This window comes from Spirosoma agri, assembly GCF_010747415.1.
Classification (GTDB): Bacteria; Bacteroidota; Bacteroidia; order Cytophagales; family Spirosomataceae; genus Spirosoma; species Spirosoma agri.
Map to the genome: position 1 here is coordinate 3,468,152 of NZ_JAAGNZ010000001.1, position 17,912 is coordinate 3,486,063.

The 17,912-nt window shown below is 52.7% G+C and carries 13 protein-coding genes; 6 read left to right on the forward strand and 7 right to left on the reverse strand.

Annotated elements, in window-relative coordinates; translation table 11 throughout:
- Position 1 precedes the first annotated feature (1 nt).
- Positions 2-436, reverse strand: a complete 435-nt coding sequence (locus GK091_RS14430) for a VOC family protein (RefSeq protein ID WP_164039418.1) — start codon at positions 434-436, stop codon at positions 2-4.
- A 259-nt stretch (positions 437-695) separates the two neighbouring features.
- Between GK091_RS14430 and GK091_RS14435 the strand changes: the two genes are divergently transcribed.
- Positions 696-1,820 (forward strand): glycoside hydrolase family 18 protein, encoded by a 1,125-nt coding sequence (locus GK091_RS14435; RefSeq protein ID WP_164039421.1) that lies wholly within the window; start codon positions 696-698, stop codon positions 1,818-1,820.
- 97 nt (positions 1,821-1,917) lie between these two features.
- Here GK091_RS14435 and GK091_RS14440 read toward each other — a convergent pair whose 3' ends face one another.
- Positions 1,918-3,132, reverse strand: coding sequence for a PQQ-dependent sugar dehydrogenase (locus GK091_RS14440; protein WP_164039424.1), 1,215 nt, complete (start codon positions 3,130-3,132; stop codon positions 1,918-1,920).
- Positions 3,133-3,398: 266 nt separating this feature from the next.
- Here GK091_RS14440 and GK091_RS14445 point away from each other — a divergent pair, with 266 nt between their 5' ends.
- Complete coding sequence (locus GK091_RS14445) at positions 3,399-5,957, forward strand: glycoside hydrolase family 9 protein (RefSeq protein ID WP_164039427.1); 2,559 nt, start codon at positions 3,399-3,401, stop codon at positions 5,955-5,957.
- 58 nt (positions 5,958-6,015) lie between these two features.
- On the opposite strand, the gene GK091_RS14450 is transcribed toward GK091_RS14445, so the two are convergent.
- From GK091_RS14450 to GK091_RS14465, 4 genes are all read right to left on the reverse strand, one after another.
- Positions 6,016-7,086 carry a peptidoglycan DD-metalloendopeptidase family protein gene (locus GK091_RS14450; RefSeq protein WP_164039430.1) on the reverse strand — a complete coding sequence of 357 codons (1,071 nt, stop codon included), beginning with the start codon at positions 7,084-7,086 and terminating at the stop codon, positions 6,016-6,018.
- A gap of 91 nt (positions 7,087-7,177) precedes the next feature.
- Positions 7,178-8,134: a thioredoxin-disulfide reductase gene (trxB, locus tag GK091_RS14455; protein ID WP_164039433.1), complete on the reverse strand. Its 957-nt coding sequence runs from the start codon at positions 8,132-8,134 to the stop codon at positions 7,178-7,180.
- A gap of 191 nt (positions 8,135-8,325) precedes the next feature.
- Positions 8,326-10,242, reverse strand: a complete 1,917-nt coding sequence (locus tag GK091_RS14460) for an OmpA family protein (RefSeq protein ID WP_246202232.1) — start codon at positions 10,240-10,242, stop codon at positions 8,326-8,328.
- A 32-nt stretch (positions 10,243-10,274) separates the two neighbouring features.
- A complete protein-coding gene (locus GK091_RS14465; RefSeq protein ID WP_164039440.1) occupies positions 10,275-10,925 on the reverse strand; it encodes a 7-carboxy-7-deazaguanine synthase QueE in 651 nt (216 codons plus the stop codon).
- A gap of 75 nt (positions 10,926-11,000) precedes the next feature.
- Here GK091_RS14465 and GK091_RS14470 point away from each other — a divergent pair, with 75 nt between their 5' ends.
- On the forward strand, positions 11,001-11,924 hold the full coding sequence (locus GK091_RS14470; RefSeq protein ID WP_164039444.1) for a LytR/AlgR family response regulator transcription factor: 924 nt from the start codon (positions 11,001-11,003) through the stop codon (positions 11,922-11,924).
- 170 nt (positions 11,925-12,094) lie between these two features.
- Positions 12,095-13,522: a TraB/GumN family protein gene (locus GK091_RS14475; RefSeq protein ID WP_164039449.1), complete on the forward strand. Its 1,428-nt coding sequence runs from the start codon at positions 12,095-12,097 to the stop codon at positions 13,520-13,522.
- A 95-nt stretch (positions 13,523-13,617) separates the two neighbouring features.
- On the opposite strand, the gene GK091_RS14480 is transcribed toward GK091_RS14475, so the two are convergent.
- Positions 13,618-14,643, reverse strand: coding sequence for an SMP-30/gluconolactonase/LRE family protein (locus GK091_RS14480; RefSeq protein ID WP_164039452.1), 1,026 nt, complete (start codon positions 14,641-14,643; stop codon positions 13,618-13,620).
- A gap of 163 nt (positions 14,644-14,806) precedes the next feature.
- Between GK091_RS14480 and GK091_RS14485 the strand changes: the two genes are divergently transcribed.
- Positions 14,807-15,886, forward strand: coding sequence for an SMP-30/gluconolactonase/LRE family protein (locus GK091_RS14485; protein WP_246202233.1), 1,080 nt, complete (start codon positions 14,807-14,809; stop codon positions 15,884-15,886).
- Positions 15,887-15,984: 98 nt separating this feature from the next.
- On the forward strand, positions 15,985-17,871 hold the full coding sequence (locus tag GK091_RS14490) for a heparinase II/III domain-containing protein (protein ID WP_164039457.1): 1,887 nt from the start codon (positions 15,985-15,987) through the stop codon (positions 17,869-17,871).
- The last annotated feature ends 41 nt before the right edge of the window (positions 17,872-17,912 follow it).

The window sequence follows — 17,912 nt, forward strand, 5'->3', positions numbered from 1 at the left end:
GTTAGGCAGCACTAGCCTCAGTAGTCGGCGGCTCCTGATTCGCAGCACCTGGCTCCATGTACATAATTTCCCAAAGGTGACCGTCTACATCCTGAAAACTACGGCTGTACATAAACCCTTCATCCTGCGGCTCGTTCGATACAGAACCGCCAGCGGCTAACGCTTTATCGGCCAGTTCATCGACACCCTGTCGAGAGTCGGCCGAAAGACAGATAATCGATTCAGTAACGGTAGTGGCATCGGCAATTTTCTTTTTCGTGAATCGCCGGAAAAAGGGTTCGACCAGCAACATCACAAATATAGTGTCGCTGATGACCATACAGGTTGCATTTTCGTCGGTGAATTGTGGGTTAAAGGTGTAGCCGAGTTGCGTGAAGAAGGCAATTGATTTGGTAAGGTCTTTAACGGGTAGGTTTACAAAAATCTGAGTGGCCATAGTCGTTGCGTTTTGTTATTTACAGAACAAAGGTACAGGCCGTGAAGCAGACCGAACGAGTGTGAATGCGGCAATAGAAGGGGGCAATTGCGGCATATTTTCACCCCAATCCTAAGGCTCATCGGCGTTCATCGCCCAGCGTAAAGCCAGGGTGGATCAATCAAAAAAATACCCTAAAAACTGGACAAGTCAGCGATTAGTTGCACATTAAGGCATCCATTGCGGTTCACTTGTTTTCACGCTTAAACCGATTCGTTGCATGGTTCGCCTGTTTTGTTTTGTGTCGTTCGTTTCTTGTTCACTTGTGCTACTGGCTGGTTTTGTACCGGCGCCAAAAACCAAACCCATTGTGCTGGCCTACGTTGGTGGCTTTCGTGGGCTGGTGAACGCGGAAACGATAGCGGCTGAGAAACTAACGCACATTAACTACGCCTTCGTCGATATTAAAAACAACCGGGCCTGGTTGCATAACCTCGCCACCGACTCTACCAATTTCCGGAACCTGAACGCGCTTAAACGTCGTAACCCCGACCTGAAAATTCTGATTTCGATTGGTGGCTGGGCCTGGAGCGAACATTTTTCCGACGCTGTTTTGAGTGACACCGCCCGAACAGCCTTCGCGGCATCAGCGGTCGATATCGTCCGGCAATACCAGTTAGATGGCATCGACATCGACTGGGAATACCCCGGCATGAAAGGCGAAGACAATGTGTTTCGGCCTGAAGACAAAGCCAATTTCACGCTGCTATTCAAAGCGTTGCGCGACCAATTGAACGGGCTCAAGCAACAAACCGGCAAAGAATACCTGGTGACGACCGCCCTGCCCGGCTTCCCGGAGATTTTCACGCACACGGACATGGCGCAGGCGCAGCAGTACCTGGATTACATCAACGTGATGTCGTATGATTTTTTCACGGGTGGTCCGCTGGCAGGGCATCACACAAACCTGTACGAGTCGGGAAAGGTGGATAACGAGCAATCGGGCGACCGAGCCATAACGCTGTATAAACAGGCAGGCGTACCCACCAGCAAGCTCGTGCTCGGCATTGCGTTCTACGGTCGGGCGTGGCAGTTGAAAACCGATGACCCTGACGCGTTTCCGCGCACCATCGCGACCGTTGAGCGGGGCGGTGGCTACAGCTTCATCAAAGACAGTCTCCTGACCAACCCAGCCTACAAGCGACACTGGGACAAACGGGCTAAAGCGCCGTATCTCTACAATGCCGATCTGAAGCGGTTCGTCTCTTACGACGACGAAAAATCAGTACGGGCTAAATGCCAGTACGTTAAAAAACAGGAACTGGCGGGCGTTATGTTCTGGGAGTACTTCAGCGACCCCAAAACGTATTTACTGAGCGAGATCGACCGCAATTTCCAGCGGTAATAATTCGCTTAAAACGAACACCTATGTTGAGCCTAAACAAGACGGCCACAATGCTCATGTAAGCATTGTGGCCGTATCACATTCGTAAGAACTTCTTCTACTTACGGTAGCTTACCCGATAGATAATGCCGTTGTTATCATCCGAGAAGAGGACCGATCCATCGGTGTAGGTCGCGATACCGACCGGACGACCAAACTGCGACTGATTGTTGTCAACCAGAAAACCCGTCACGAAATCTTGTGAACTCACCGGTTTGCCGTTCTCAAAGTGAATCCGAACCACTTTGTACCCCGACGGCTTTGTGCGGTTCCACGAACCACGCATCGTAACGAACGCGTCGTTCTGATATTCCGTCGGGAATTGGCTACCCGTGTAAAAAATCATACCGAGCGGTGCCGCGTGGGCTTCGTATTGCAACGTGGGCAAGGTAGTTTTCGCCAGAATCTGCGCGTACGTCGTATCGCCCATTGGTCGTGGGTGTGGGTTATAGCGTCCATCACCGTAAATGTAAGGCCAACCGTAAAAACCACCCTGTTTGATTACGTTCAACTCTTCCTGCTGCTGCTCATCGCCCAGCCAGTCGATGCCGTGGTCGAATCCGTACAGTTCCTTTGTTTGCGGATGCCAGCCAAATCCAATCGTATTACGCAACCCGCTGGCGAAAATCTTACGACCGGATCCATCGATGTTGGCTTGTAAAATCGTCGCATTTTCAACGTTGGGTTCCGCGCAGGCATTGCAGGTGCTTCCCACGGTAATGTATAGTTTACCATCAGGACCAACGGCAATGGTGCGGTTCGGGTGCTGTCCCGCATCGGGCAAACCCGTCATAATTCGCTGTGGTTCGGTCAGGGTTCCATCACCGTTTATATTGGCAACGTACACATCGTAAATGGAAACAAGGTACATTTTGCCGGAATTGATCGTCAGACCGTGTATGCTCTTGATGTTAGCAACTACCTGCCGCTGGTCCGCTACCCCATCGTTGTTCGTGTCGCGCAGCAGGGTGACGGTACCCGCGTCGCGGCTGGTTACGTATACAGCACCCGATGCGCCAACGGTCAGCATACGCGGCTTACCCAGATTGTCGGCAAATTTTGTTACCGTGAAGCTGGTTGGTGCTTTCAGTTGGGCGATCCGAGCATCGGTTGCCTGGACCAGTGCGGGCTCGAACACGTTACCAGACACCTGGGCACTTGTCGGCTGGTCTGTTGTTTCGGGAATTTGAGCATTAAACACCTCATCCTTACTACAGGCGATTACCAAACTGGCCAGTACGAAACCAGCCACTGGTTTAAGTAGATTTTTCATAACGTTTTACTTGGTTGCTTTAGGTAATTTGTTCAATTCATCTGCCTTATTCGCGCGATAGCTTTCTGCTACCGACAAGGGACAGACGGCTTTCCCCGACTAACCTCAATGGATCAGGCGGGTTTGGCCCAAAATGGCTGATGTTATTGAATGGGACAAGCAATGAGCGAACGGCTACAGCAACCATTAGCTCATGATCATTTTATCTTCTTTTTTTCTTTTTACTTTGCCTGATCATCCGGGTTCTTTACGGCCCATTGTTCGTTATGATACATCGTTTCCTCCTTTTCGTGGGCCTGATCGTCGCGCTGGCTGCATTCGTAGCGCCTGCCGATGAGCCCGCCGTTATCCGGATCAATCTCCTCGGCTATCGACCCGCCAGTTCGAAAACAGCCGTATGGGGAAGCCTGACGGACAAAACAACCGCTCGCTTTCAGCTTGTCAATGCGGAAACGGATCAGGTCGTCTGGCAACGGGAGGTCGGACAGGCGTTTGGTGTCTATGGCCCATTCCGGCAGACGTATCGACTCAATTTCTCCGCATTCCGGCAACCGGGCCGCTATTACGTGCGCACGGACGAAGGCACGCGATCACCCGTATTTCGCATTGGCGAGGATGTGTACGATGGTGCCGCCGATTTCTGCCTGCGTTATATGCGCCAGCAACGCAGCGGTTACAACCCGTTTCTGAAGGATTCCTGCCACACGCACGACGGCTACACGATGTATGGTCCCATGCCCGATAGTACGCACATCGACGTATCGGGCGGGTGGCACGATGCGTCGGATTATTTACAGTATGTGACTACCTCTGCCAATGCGACTTATCATTTATTGGCGGCTCTGCGTGACTATCCGGACGCGTTTACGGATCAACATCAGACCAACGGACTAGCCGGGGCCAATGGTCAGCCCGATGTGCTCGATGAAGCGCGCTGGGGCCTCGACTGGCTGCTGAAAATGCACCCGACCGACGAATGGCTGTTCAATCAGCTCGGCGACGACCGCGACCACGCCGGCCTACGCATCCCTGACGAAGATAATTTTTATGGCAAAGGCTTCGAGCGTCCGGTTTACTTCGCAACGGGTGAACCGCAGGGGCTGTTCAGGTACAAAAACCGGGCAACAGGTGTAGCGTCAACCGCCGGAAAAGTAAGCAGTGCGCTGGCGCTGGGTTATCAACTCCTGCGTAAACGCCCGGCTGACTACGTCGATCAATCCTACCTTACCCGCTTACGGCAACGGGCCCAATCGGCCTATAAATTGGGCGAGCAGAAGCCCGGCAATTCCCAGACAGCACCCGGTCGTGCGCCTTATTTTTACGAGGAAGACAACTACGCAGACGATATGGAGCTGGCCGCGGTTGAACAGTTGAACCTGGCTGGCACAACGAGCAAACAGGCTGGCCAATGGCGTGCAACTGCCCTCAAATTTGCCCGTCAGGAACCCGTCACGCCCTGGATCGATAATGACACCGCCCGGCATTATCAGTGGTATCCATTTGTGAACATCGGTCACGCTGAACTGGCCAAACGCTTTCCGGTTGGTCAGCGCAAACCGGTTACCGACTTCTATAAACGGGGCATTGAAACCGTATGGCAGCGGGCTAAACAAAACGCGTTTTACCGGGGTGTACCCTTCATCTGGTGCAGTAACAACCTGACAACATCCTTCGCTACGCAGTGCCTCTGGTATCGTCAGCTGACCAACGACCAGCAATATGCCGCGCTCGAGCAGGCTACCTTCGACTGGCTGTTTGGCTGCAATCCGTGGGGAACCAGCTTCGTGTATGGCCTGCCCGCCAACACCGATACACCCACCGATCCGCATTCGGCCTTTACCCACCTGAAAAAATACCCGATCGATGGTGGGCTGGTTGATGGGCCGGTGCGGGGTAGTATTTACAAGAATCTGATTGGCATAACCCTCCACGAAGCGGATGAATACGCAGCCTTTCAGAGCGATCTGGCCGTGTACCACGACGATTTTGGCGACTATAGTACCAACGAACCGACTATGGACGGCACGGCGTCGCTGGTGTACCTGCTGGCCGCCAAACAGGCCGAAAAACGCACTAAATCACCCGAAATACAATCAACCATAGCCACCAACAAGTCAGCAATTGAGTTAACGTCTGCGTACGCGAAGGGGGCCAAAATTCGGGGCGACACAAGCGTCCGGCAACTGTCGCTGGTCTTCACGGGTGATGAATTTGCGGACGGCGGACGAACAATTGCCCGTGTTCTGCGGAAACAGAACGTGCGGGCATCGTTCTTTTTGACGGGACGTTTTCTGCGTAACCCGGCTAATGCGTCGCTGGTGCAACAACTTCGTCGCGATGGGCACTACATTGGGCCGCACTCCGATCAGCACCTACTCTACTGCGACTGGACCAAACGCGACAGTTTGCTGGTTACGCATGAACAATTCAGCAAAGACCTGAAAGCAAACTATGTTGCCTTGGGCCGGTTCGGCATTCAGCGTAGTAAGGCAACGTTATTTTTGCCGCCGTACGAATGGTATAACGACAGTATTTCAACCTGGACACAAGCCGCCGGTTCACGGCTCATCAGCTATACGCCCGGTACGCTAAGCCACGCAGACTACACCACACCGGACGACCCGAACTACCGCGACAGCGAAACAATCCTCCAATCGATTCGAGCGTATGAACAGCGGAATATCACCGGTCTCAACGGCTTTATTTTATTGATGCACATCGGCACCGCATCCGCCCGCACCGACAAGTTGTACGACCACCTGGATGCATTACTAACAGAACTCCGTCAGAAATCATACCGGTTTGTGAACGTGAATCGGTTGTAATTTCCTTCATCAAAAAACCAGTGGTTTGTAACAAACCCCTGCTGCTAGAAAAACAGCTTTAATTCACTCGCAGTTTTTGTCCGGGTCGAATGCGTGACCGCGAGGAAAGATGATTCTTACGCGTTAGTGCCGACACCGACATACCGTAACGGCTGGCAATCGAGCTAAGCGTTTCGCCCGAGCGAACGCGGTGCAATACGGTTCGTTTGAAGCGTGGCCGTGAGCTGGATTCCGACGATGAGGAACGACCTCCCCGCAGATAGTCCCATACCGAACTGGTCAGCAGAAAATGATCGGAATTGACGGTATTTTCCGGAAACGAGTAGATGTTTAACGGGCTAAAGGGATTCCCCTCGTAGCGCGTTTCGAAGTGCAGGTGCGCTCCGTAACTCCGTCCGGTGTTTCCACCCAACCCGACCTGATCACCCGCTTTGATAAGCTGTCCCATCTCCACGGTCTGTTTGGACATGTGCCCGTACAGCGTTTCCAGCCCGTTATAATGCCGTACCAGCACATAACGACCATACCCATTGCCATCCCACCCGACAACCCGCACGATGCCATCAAAGGCCGCATAAACCGGGTCACCCGTTTCCAGGTCAAGGTCAGTTCCTGTGTGCCAGCGGCCCCAGCGGTACCCAAAGTTGGAGGTCATTTTACCCTCGTTGAGCGGGGCCGACCAGTAGCGGTTGGCAGGAGGATCGTAAAGCTTGATGTCGATTGCCTCGTTGAACTCCAACGGGTTAATGTTGTATGGGTCAATGGTTCTGGAATCCCATACGGCGTAATAATCAGCGATTTTGACCCACTCATTCCCGATCAGCACCGAGTCGATCACCTCAACAACACTGGCTTCACCCTGATCAATGGTGCTGGTGTCTTCGCTGACAACCTTATTAAGTTCTTTCTTTGGCTCAAACTGGTTGTTAAAGCGCAATTTTGTCGTTTCCTGCTCGAATGGGTCGTCCGCTTTTTGTGGCTGATCGACGACGGGTGCATTCGGGTTATTTTGATTTTTGGGGGTGATCGTGAGGTTTTTTTTGAATCGACCTCGCTCCTGGGCCTGTGCCGTTACGGTAAAACACAGACAACCGATGGCCAGGAACCATCGAAAAGCCGTTTTTCTCATCAGTTTCAAAGATGAATTTTCAGCTCAGCGAGTAGCACGTTCCCTTGTGTTAATAGGGAACGTGCTACTCGCTGAATCAAAAACTAGTACGTTAATGAACAAGTTGTTGCTCCTGCATTTCCACGGTAACAAGATAACGTTCAGCGTCGAGTGCGGCCATGCAACCGGTTCCGGCGGCTGTAATGGCCTGACGATAGACGTTATCCTGGGCATCTCCGCAGGCGAAAACACCGGGTATGTTGGTCCGGGTACTTCCTTTTTCGGTCAGGATATACCCATGATCGTCCAATTCAAGATACTCCCGGAATATATCCGTATTCGGTTTATGGCCAATCGCGACGAAAAAGCCGGTCACGTCTAAAACACGCTCTTCGCCCGTTTCTATATTCTTCACCCGAACGCCCGACACTTCATCGTCGCCCAGCACCTCCAGGGTTTCGGTATTGTACAGGATTTCGATGTTCGCAGCCGTTTTTACCCGCTGCTGCATGAACTTCGACGCTCTCATTTCGTCCCGGCGAACCAGCATGTACACTTTACGGCACAGATTTGCCAGGTAGCTGGCCTCTTCGGCAGCCGTATCACCGGCCCCGACGATTACCACGTCCTGCCCGCGGAAGAAGAAACCGTCGCAGACGGCACAGGCTGAAACGCCTTTGCCATTGAGTCGCATTTCTGACGGTAAGCCAAGCCATTTGGCCGACGCACCGGTCGAAATAATAACTGAATCAGCCGTAATTTCGTGTTTGTCGTCAACGATGGCGCGGTGCGGATGTCCCGACAAATCGACGCTGGTTACCATACCATACCGGATATCGGAACCGAACCGGCGGGCCTGGTTCTCCAGATCCTGCATCATTTGCGGTCCCTGAACGCCGTCAGGATAGCCGGGAAAATTATCAACCTCGTTGGTAATGGTCAACTGTCCACCCGGCTGTGGCCCCTGATACATAACAGGTTGCATATTGGCCCGCGCTGCGTAAATAGCCGCTGTATAGCCAGCAGGACCGGAGCCTATGATCAGGCACTTAACGTGTTCGGAAGTCATGAGATTGGCACTAAGTTGTCTTCTTTGTTAATACTATACCGTTCCCTAAAAAGGGTTGGCATGTAGACAACATATACAAAATTGAAAAAAATCCCGCAGAATGCAAAGAGACAAAGTATGTAGAGCCTATGGTGTATGTTCGCTATCGACGACCGACTGTACTCACGATCCGGCATCCCGCGAAAACCGTTCTACAGGATTCGCCACTCGATCCGCCGATTCAGTTGCCGGTTTTCGTCCGTGGTGTTCGGAACGACCGGCTTCGTTTTACCGTACCCAACGGCCCGGATGCGCCCCGGATCAATGCCCGCCTTGGTCAGATAGCCCACAACCGACTGTGCCCGTTTTTGCGAAAGCGTAAGGTTCGCAGCAGCATCGCCCCGGTCGTCGGTATGACCCGCGATCTCGATTTTCACCGCCGGGCTGGCTTTCAGAAAGGCCGATAACCGATCCAGTTCCGTTCGTGATTTGTCGGCAAGGTCATAGCGTCCCGATTCGAAAAATAAGTTATTGAGCGTCTCCCTGGCCGTTTCGCCCGCCACCGCGGGAACCAGCGGAACGTTCAGCAACAGGGCCGAGCCGCTATCTCGCTTCTGCGTAAAGTCGAACGAGAGGCTTTTGAACAGGTAACCTGGCACACTCACGTAAAGCGCATAGTCGCCCCCGCCGGGCATCACCGCCGTGTACTGACCCGTCTGGGCGTCGGCTTGAACGCGCGAAACGATCTGGTTCGTTTTCAGATCGATCAGCTCGACAGTGGCAGCGAGTGGTTTTTTCGTTTTCGCATCGGCCACAATCCCTTTGAGGTAGCTGACGGGCTTAACGCGCTCCCGCAGTGACTCGGGCAGATCGAACGCATACAACCGGGATTTCTGCGAGACGCCTTCTTTCTGTTCCTCAAACGAATAATAGGCCCGCTTCCCGTTCGCAGCGACGAACAATGACGCCTGATCTTCGGACGTATTGATCGGATAGCCGAGGTTTGTCGGATTTGTCCAGCCCGTGTTAGCGCTATCGGATACGAACAGATCGTAACCGCCTAGCCCTACGTGGCCTTCCGAAGCGAAGAACAGGACCTGCCCGTTAGCGTGAATGAACGGCGACGCTTCGTTGTACGGTGTATTGATGGGTTCGCCCACATTGACCGGTTCGTGCCAGTTACCGTCCGTATCGAGATCGCTGCGCCAGATGTCGCGTCGGCCTTTGCCACCCGGTCGATCCGAAACGAAGTAGAGCCGTCGTCCATCCGCCGAGAGTGACGGCTGCGATTCGTAAAAACGGGTATTCACGGTTGAGCCTAGATTTTCGGGGGCCGACCAGTCGCTCCCCGTTTTTCGGCTCACGTATAGATCGCAGCTACCGAACCCTTTGCGTCCCTGACAAACGGTGAAAACGATCATCCGACCATCAGCCGATAGACTGGCCGTTCCTTCATTATCGGGCGTATTGATACCAGGCGACAGCGATGCGGGTGGCGACCACGTTTCGCCGTTGAACGTTGCCGTCATCAGGTCTTCATCCCCTTCGGGTTTGAGCGCCGTGAAAACTAGCGTCTGTTCATCAGCCGTCAACACCGGGAAATACTGCGACGGTGTCGTCTGTAGCACCGACGATAACGGTTTCGGATCAACGGGTTGTGGGTGTTGTATCGCTTCCTGTGCAAATCGGGCGGATTCGATCTGCCGACCAATTCGTTTTCCCTGTACAGACTGTGGTGTCACCATCGCCTGGTATTTTTCCAGGTACGGCAATGCCTCCCCGTAACGGCCCAGTCGCAGGAGTGTGGTACTCAGCGATTGATAAGCCGCGCCGGAGGCCGGACTGTCGGGTTGAAGACGAATCGCGTTCTGGTAGGCCGTTATGGCCGGTTCGAACCGCCGGGTAAATTCGTAGAGCTGACCGAGTTTGAGGTAGGCATCCTTGAAGGTGGGGTCCTGTTTCACCGCCTGCTCCATAAACGGAATAGCCTCGGTCGCTTTCCGCTCGCTAAACAGTTTGATCGATTGGGCGTACAGCTCCTGCGCTTTTTTGTCCTGCCCAGAGGAATCATGAATGCTGACGAATGAACAACAAATACCCAGGATAACAACCCGACTAATCCGGGTCATCGTCCACGGTTTGTTTGCCCCTATTCGCTTGGTTATGGAATGTCCAGATACTTGTGTGTTTGCAACGAAATTTGCCATTGCGGGTGCTCTTTAACGTAATCAACGATGCGAGGCAGCATTTCATTGGAACGACTCCACTCAGATTGCAAAAAGAGTTTGCAATCGGGTCGAAGAGCGGGCACAAACGACTCGGCAAAGGCAAAATCGGACGAATTGTAGATGATCACTTTCAGTTCGTCGGCCTTTTCGTAAATAGCCGGATTAGGCTTTTTAAACTTCTTGGGTGAAAAGCAGATCCAGTCCCACGACCCCGTCACGGCCTGACACACGCCCGACGTTTCGATGTTCGTCCGGAAACCGGCGGTTTGCAGCGCATTCGTCAACGCCGTAAGATCGTGCATCAGCGGCTCCCCGCCTGTGATAACCGCCATTCGGCCGGGATGTTGCAGGGCTCCGGCAACAATGGCATCAATTGTCCGTTTCGGATGGGCGTCGGCATCCCACGACTCCTTCACATCACACCAGTGGCAACCCACATCGCAACCACCAAGCCGGATAAAATAAGCGGCCCGCCCGGTATGCCCCCCTTCCCCCTGAATGGTATAGAACGCTTCCATAACAGGCAGGGTTGTCGGCATGGCGTCAATCGTTGTTGGTTCGTGTTGTTTCTGTTCTAAAAGCATACGGCAAAGATACGCACTTATGGGCAAGCGCGATACGTTTTTGAAACCGTATTGGACTTGCCTATTTTTGCTGATATGCGCCAGCTGTTACGCTCGTTTCTGAACCGTCCCATTGCCGAAGACTTTAGCTTTACGAATCATTTACGACTGGCCTTGCAGTCAGGACTCTACGTTTTTGTATTTGTCAGCTTGTTGAATGGTAGTTTCAAACGATTTGACCACCTCGCCGTTAGCGCGTTGATTTCGGTTGGTGTAGTCGGGGTCGTTCTGCTGGCCAACGTAGCCATTCCAAAACTGTTCCCCGCTTTCTATACTGAAGATCGCTGGACGGTTGGCCGTCATATTCTTCACACGCTGCTGGTTCTATTCCTGATCAGTTGCAGCAATCAGCTTATTCTTGGTCTCCTAGACGCAGGACGCCCTACGTTCGGGCAAATGTATTTCTCCGTCACGCTCATTGGCTTTTTTCCGATCATGCTGGGCGTCTTCCTGACGGAACACCGGCGGCTAAAGCGAAACCTGAGCCAGGCGCAGGCAATCAATGAGTTGATGCACCAGCGCGGTACGTTATCAGTCCACCCCGTATTGCCGGCTGACACGAAACCCGTCGAACCCGCATCCGAACAACCAACGGTATCAACGTCTATTTTGCTCACGTCCGAAAGCGGAAAAGAACGCCTGCACTTGCAAGCGGATCAGCTGGTATACATCGAATCGGTCGGAAACTACGTGGATGTTCATTGGCTAAACGGGGCTCAGCCGCAAAAAACTGTTCTCCGCAGTACGCTCAAAGAATTAACTGACACCCTCCGTCCGTATCCGCAGTTTTTCCGTTGTCACCGGGCTTTTCTGGTCAATCTAAAGGCTGTCTGCCAAACCGACGGAAACGCGCGCGGCTACCAGCTGACGCTGACCGGTACTGACACCCGGATTCCGGTATCCCGAAGCTATCTGGATGCCTTCAGTGAGCAAATAGCGATCGCCCAAACGCTGGATTGAGCGGCCCTGTCCTGATTAAAAAGCCTTCCCATTCATCCCGTTTTGTCCCGTACAGCCCCGGAACGCCCCTTTTGTCCCTGTATGCTACCGGGCATCCCAGTTACTTGTGGTCCTTGTGATTATAGGCCAGCTTTGCATCAGTCAACCGCAAAAAACAAACAAGTCTGATCATGCTTATTTCTACCAAACTCACCCACTCTCACCGTTCACAAATCAGCCGAAAAGCCACTAAATTCTTCTACGCATGGACCCATATGGCTCAGTCAGCCGCTGATCATTTGTGGCGATCGCTGCTCCGAAACAGGCAAACGCCATTCCGTTTACGGGTCGTTCAAGCGGTTGCGGGTCTGATCGCAATCATCAGCTGGCTGGCGGGATCGCCTACACGGGCTCAGTCAGATAGTATCGACTATAGCCACGTTCCGAAGGAAGAAATCGTGCTGGGCAGTTCCAATAATTTTAAACTTTTTGATGACGCGTTCTACCAGAATCAACTCTTTTTACTGGGCGAATCACACGGGGTTCAGAAACCGCAGGACGTTGATTTTGAGCTTTTGAAGCATCTCAACCAAAAACTTGGCATTCGCTATTACATTGCGGAGGTAGACGCCACGAAAGCCCACTACCTGAACGAATACCTGCAAAGCGGTGACGACGCTACATTAATGAAGGTTTTCCGGAACTGGGTAGCGGGGAAAGCGCAGTGGGCCAATAAAGACTTCGTGCGGAAGATTCAGAAAATCCGGGCGTTGAACCAAACGCTACCTGCCAATCGTCGGATCGAGTTCGTGGGTATCGACCGTATTCACGACAATGCGCTGGCTGCCGAACACCTGACCGGGCTACTTCGCGGGAAAAAACTTCCCAAAACGACGCAGGTCCTCGCCGACTCCCTGGTCCGTAAACTAGGAGCTGGCCCGGACAGTCTCGCGGCTGATCTTGCGCTGACCTGGCTAACCGACTGGCAAGCGAAGGAAGCCGTTTACCGAAAAGCCCTTGGCAGCGATGCCCCTACCCTGCGTCATCTGCTCACCAACGTCGGTTATATGAAAACGATCAAAAGCCGGGAGAAGACGATTTTCACCAATTTCACTACACTGCTACCCAGCTTAAACAACGAAAAACTGTACGGCTTCTGGGGCTTCTTCCACGTATTGCAAAGCCCACCCCTGGGTAGTGCAAAGCCGTTCGCCTGCCTGATCAAGGAATCCGATCTGCCTCTGCACGACAAAATTGTTTCGATCACGTTCAGTTACCTGGACTCCTATTCGATGGTGCCGACGGCTTTCATCCCTCCCTTCTGGCAGGATAAAGGAAAGACGTATACCCGCCTGAACAAATTCAATCAGGACAGCGAGCTGATGCATACCGAAGGTATCGAGTCTATGCGGGCGGCTACCCGTCCGAACACGCTGACGCTGTTTGCCCTCGACCGGCCCGGTTCGTTTGCGCGTACAACCCCCATTCGGATAAAGTATGCGCCCTTTATGCCTAAATCGCAGCAGATGAAATTTGATCCGGCCCATCCTACCACCGACTACTTCCAATACGTCATTCTTGTTCGGGATTCCGACATGACCGAGCCGCTGGTGCCGTAGAAAGAAGGTGGCGAGTCTGGATGGTCATATGCCGTATCTCCAAGATACGGCATATGACCATCCAGACTCGCCACCTTCTTTCTTTTCATTTATTGTCAGGGCATAACGCCGTTGGTTGTTGTCTTGATTCGGCACAGAAACATGCCAGATGTCAGGTAAAGCGTCGATCCATCGTCACCCCAGGCACAGTTGGAAATTACCTCTCCCGTATCGATACGTCCCATCAGTTTACCCGCTGGCGAAATGATCAGCACCCCTCCCGGTCCCGACGTCCAGACGTTACCCGCCTTGTCCGTTTTCAAGCCATCGACTACTTCTTTCGGGCGAAACTTCGGCAATGAGGATGCATCAAAATAAACGCGGCCTTTACCAACGGCCCCGTCAGCCATGACCGGGTAAGCCATAATCAGCGGTTTTAGCGAATCCGACTGGGATACGTACAGCGTTTTACCATCGGCCGAAAAAGCCAGTCCGTTAGGATAGGTAATGTCGTTGATCAACAGGGTTACCGTACCATTCGATGCCATCCGATAGACACCATTGACGGTTGTTTCGCGAGCCGGATCGTTTTGCTGCTGCGGCAAACCATACGGCGGATCGCTAAAGTAAAGACTCCCGTTTGCATGCGCTACAACGTCGTTCGGGCTGTTGTAGCGTTTTCCCTGAACGTGGTCAGTCAGCGTGCGCTTGCCCCCTTTCCCCCGTAACGGCATGACCGCAATGCGCCGGTCGCCGTGATCACAGATAATCAACTGCCCTTTCCGATCAATGGTCATGCCATTGCTGCCGGGTTCTTCGCTGTAGGGCAATCGGCCCGTATAGCCGGTATGTTCCAGAAACTTCGACAGACCCGTTTTGGGAGACCATTTATAGGTTGTCTGTGCCTTGGTGTCGTTGACGAGCAGGTAGCTACTATCGCGCACCCAAACGGGGCCTTCGAGGTGATCGAAGCCAGCGGCAATGATTTCGATTTTAGCGTTGGCTGGAATCAATTGATTGAGTTGCGGGTCCGTACGAACCACCTGACCGATGGTAGCGTATGGCTGTGACTGGGCAATGCCCGATAGCGGAATAAACCCTAAACTGGCAAGCAAAAACTTAACGGAATGCGGATACTTCATAACGTTGACTGGACTTAATTGTATAGCTTTCCCAACCGTATACCAGGCCGAAAGTTTGCCGATTCGATGGAGTTTAGCCAATGCGCTGCGGAAACGACGAATGCTAACTTTAAAAACCTTCCCTTCCGTCTTCCGTTAAAGCTGTATCAGCACGATCATTTGCATGAAAACTCCGCTTTTTGTTTCGTTTCTTTTCATGAGTAGCCTTACACATGCTCAGCCCGCTCTGTCGCCCAAGCTGGAAACCGTCGCCGAATTTGGCAAGCATCAACCCATTGGCGTGGGCGTATCGAAGGAAAATCGCATTTTCGTTACCTTCCCCAAGAATCCCGATAATTACGATTATGGACTGGCCGAAATCGTCAACGGACAACGGCGGCCCTATCCTAACGAAGAGTGGAACAAGTGGGACTCGTTGAATCCGCAGAATCGGTTCATCAACGTACAGGCGTTGTTTGTCGATCAGACGAATGCGCTCTGGGTACTCGACCCGTCGAATCCGGCCGAACAACCCCCGCTTATTCAGGGTATCAAACTAATGAAAATCAATCTGGCGACGAACCAGGTAGAGAAAATTTACCGGTTTGAAGACCTGCCCCGAGAAAAAACAGCACTCAACGACGTTCGGGTCGATACGCGTCGGCAGGTGGCTTATTTATCCGATCCGGGTCGGGCAACGATCGTGGTGCTGGACCTCAATACGGGCAAAAGCCGCTCGTTGCTCGAAGGGGATAAATCAACCAAGGCTGACCCCGATTTTCACCTCAAAATAGATGGTAAAGAGGTCAGAGATAACAAAGGCAAGTATTTCAGCAGCAACGTTAACGGTATTGCCCTGACCGACGATTTCAAGTATTTCTATTTCCGGCCCATCACCCAAACGAAGTTATTCCGTATCGAAACACAGTACCTCAACGACCCTAAATTAACCCCGGCGGAGGTAGCCGCGCACGTCGAAATAATGGCCGAAACCGGCGTATCACACGGCATGTACTCGGACAAAGTCGGGAACGTGTACCTGACCGATTCGCCGGCCAAAGCCGTTCGCTACCTCACCCCCGACCGTAAACTCGAAACGCTCGTACAGGATAGCCGCTTGCTCTGGCCCGACAGTTTTGGCATCGGCTCCGACGGGTATCTGTACCTGACAGCCGCTCAGATTCACCGGACGAAAAAGTACAACAATGGTGAGGACAAAGTAGATTACCCATTCCGATTGTATCGGATGAAACTACCCAAGTAGATCAGGCAGTCTCAGAAGCCAGGAGCGTTTTCAAGTAAATTCAGTCATCCGTTGGCTTATTTACCTGAAAACGCTCTTCGTTTACCCGCTCTTCCGGTATGAAAACGGCTACCTTCTTCCTGCATTTTCTCGCTCTCTCGTTGCTGGCCGTTTTTTCGGCAAACGCCCAGATCGACCATCTGGCCACTACCGCCAGGCTCCCCGATCACCCCCGAATTTTACTGCTGAAAGGGGAAGAAGAAGCGATTAAGCGAACCATAGGCGCTGACAAAACCTGGGATAAACTACACCTCGCCATCCTGACCGAATCGGACGTACTGCTCGAATCGGCTCCGCTGGAACGGATTCAGATCGGGCGACGGTTATTGTCTACATCACGCGAGGCATTGCGTCGGTTGTTTTTTCTGTCGTACGCCTGGCGCATGACCCACCAGGACAAGTATTTGAAACGCGCCGAAAAAGAACTCCTGGCTTTATCGGCCTTCAGCGACTGGAATCCAACTCATTTTCTGGACGTGGCCGAAATGACAATGGCCGTGTCCATCGGGTACGACTGGCTGTACAACGACTTATCCGAGTCGTCCCGCTCCGTTATCAAGGAAGCAATTCTGAAAAAAGGATTGGAGCCATCGCTGGATTCGAAGTACAACAGCTGGCTGAAAGCGAGCCATAACTGGAATCAGGTCTGCAATGCGGGGATGACCTACGGTGCGCTGGCGATTTACGAAGATCAGCCGGAACTGGCCAAACGCCTGATCAATCGGGCCGTCGACTCCATCGAGTTGCCCATGGGCGATTATAATCCGAGTGGCGCGTATCCCGAAGGCTATAGCTACTGGGGGTATGGAACCAGCTTCAATGTTATGTTCCTGAGCGCAGTTGACAAGGCATTCGGGACCGATTTTGGGTTATCGGCCAAACCCGGTTTTCTACAAACAGCCGGATTTATGGAGAACATGACCGGACCATCCAACAACGCGTTCAATTTCTCCGATTCCGGGTTGAGCGGAGAGCTACAACCGGCAATGTTCTGGTTTGCCCAAAAACAGAAAAACCCCTCGCTGCTTTGGGTAGAGCGCAGTCGGTTGATGAACGGCGACGCTAAACAACACACCAAAAACCGGCTTCTACCCGCGGCCATTCTCTGGAGCAATGGCGTTGGTGTATCCTCTATTGCCGAACCAACATCGACCGTCTGGGTTGGCGCGGGCAAAACACCGGTCGCGCTAATGCGTACTTCCTGGTCTGATCCCAATGCCATTTACGTAGCTATGAAAGGGGGCAGCGCATCAACCAACCACGCGCACATGGATATCGGCTCGTTCGTCATGGAAGCCGACGGTGTTCGCTGGGCGATGGATTTCGGGATGCAGAACTACGAATCGCTGGAATCCAAAGGGGTTGACTTGTGGAACGCCAAACAAAATTCGCAACGCTGGCAAGTTTTCCGCTATAACAACTTCGTTCACAACACACTCACGATCAACGGCCAGCTACAGCGGGTTGAAGGCAAAGCGTCGATTATCGGTTCGTCAGCAACCCCTGCCTTCATGAACGCCACCACCGACTTGACCGATATTTATTCCGGATCGCTGGTAAAAGCGACGCGTGGTGTTGCCATTGTAAACAACGCTTACGTTGTAGTTCGGGATGAACTGGAAACGCTGCCGACTGAAACGACGGTCCGTTGGACAATGCTCACGCCGGCTACGGCCAAACTGATTGGCAATAACAAGATCGAACTCACGAAAGACGGCAAAACGTTGGTCATTCAGGTTCAGGAACCCGCGAACGTAACGCTGAAAACCTGGCCGACAGAACCACCGCACGACTACGACGCACCCAACCCCGGCACCACACTGGTCGGCTTCGAAGCCACGCTCCCTGCCAACGCAAAAGCAGCACTGACGGTATTGCTCATCCCCGAAAAATCAGCAAAAAACGTCACTCAGCCAGTACAGCACTTACAGCAATGGCCGAAGTAACGCGGACATCTTGTCCGCAGTGGTAAGTTGCCTTATACTTA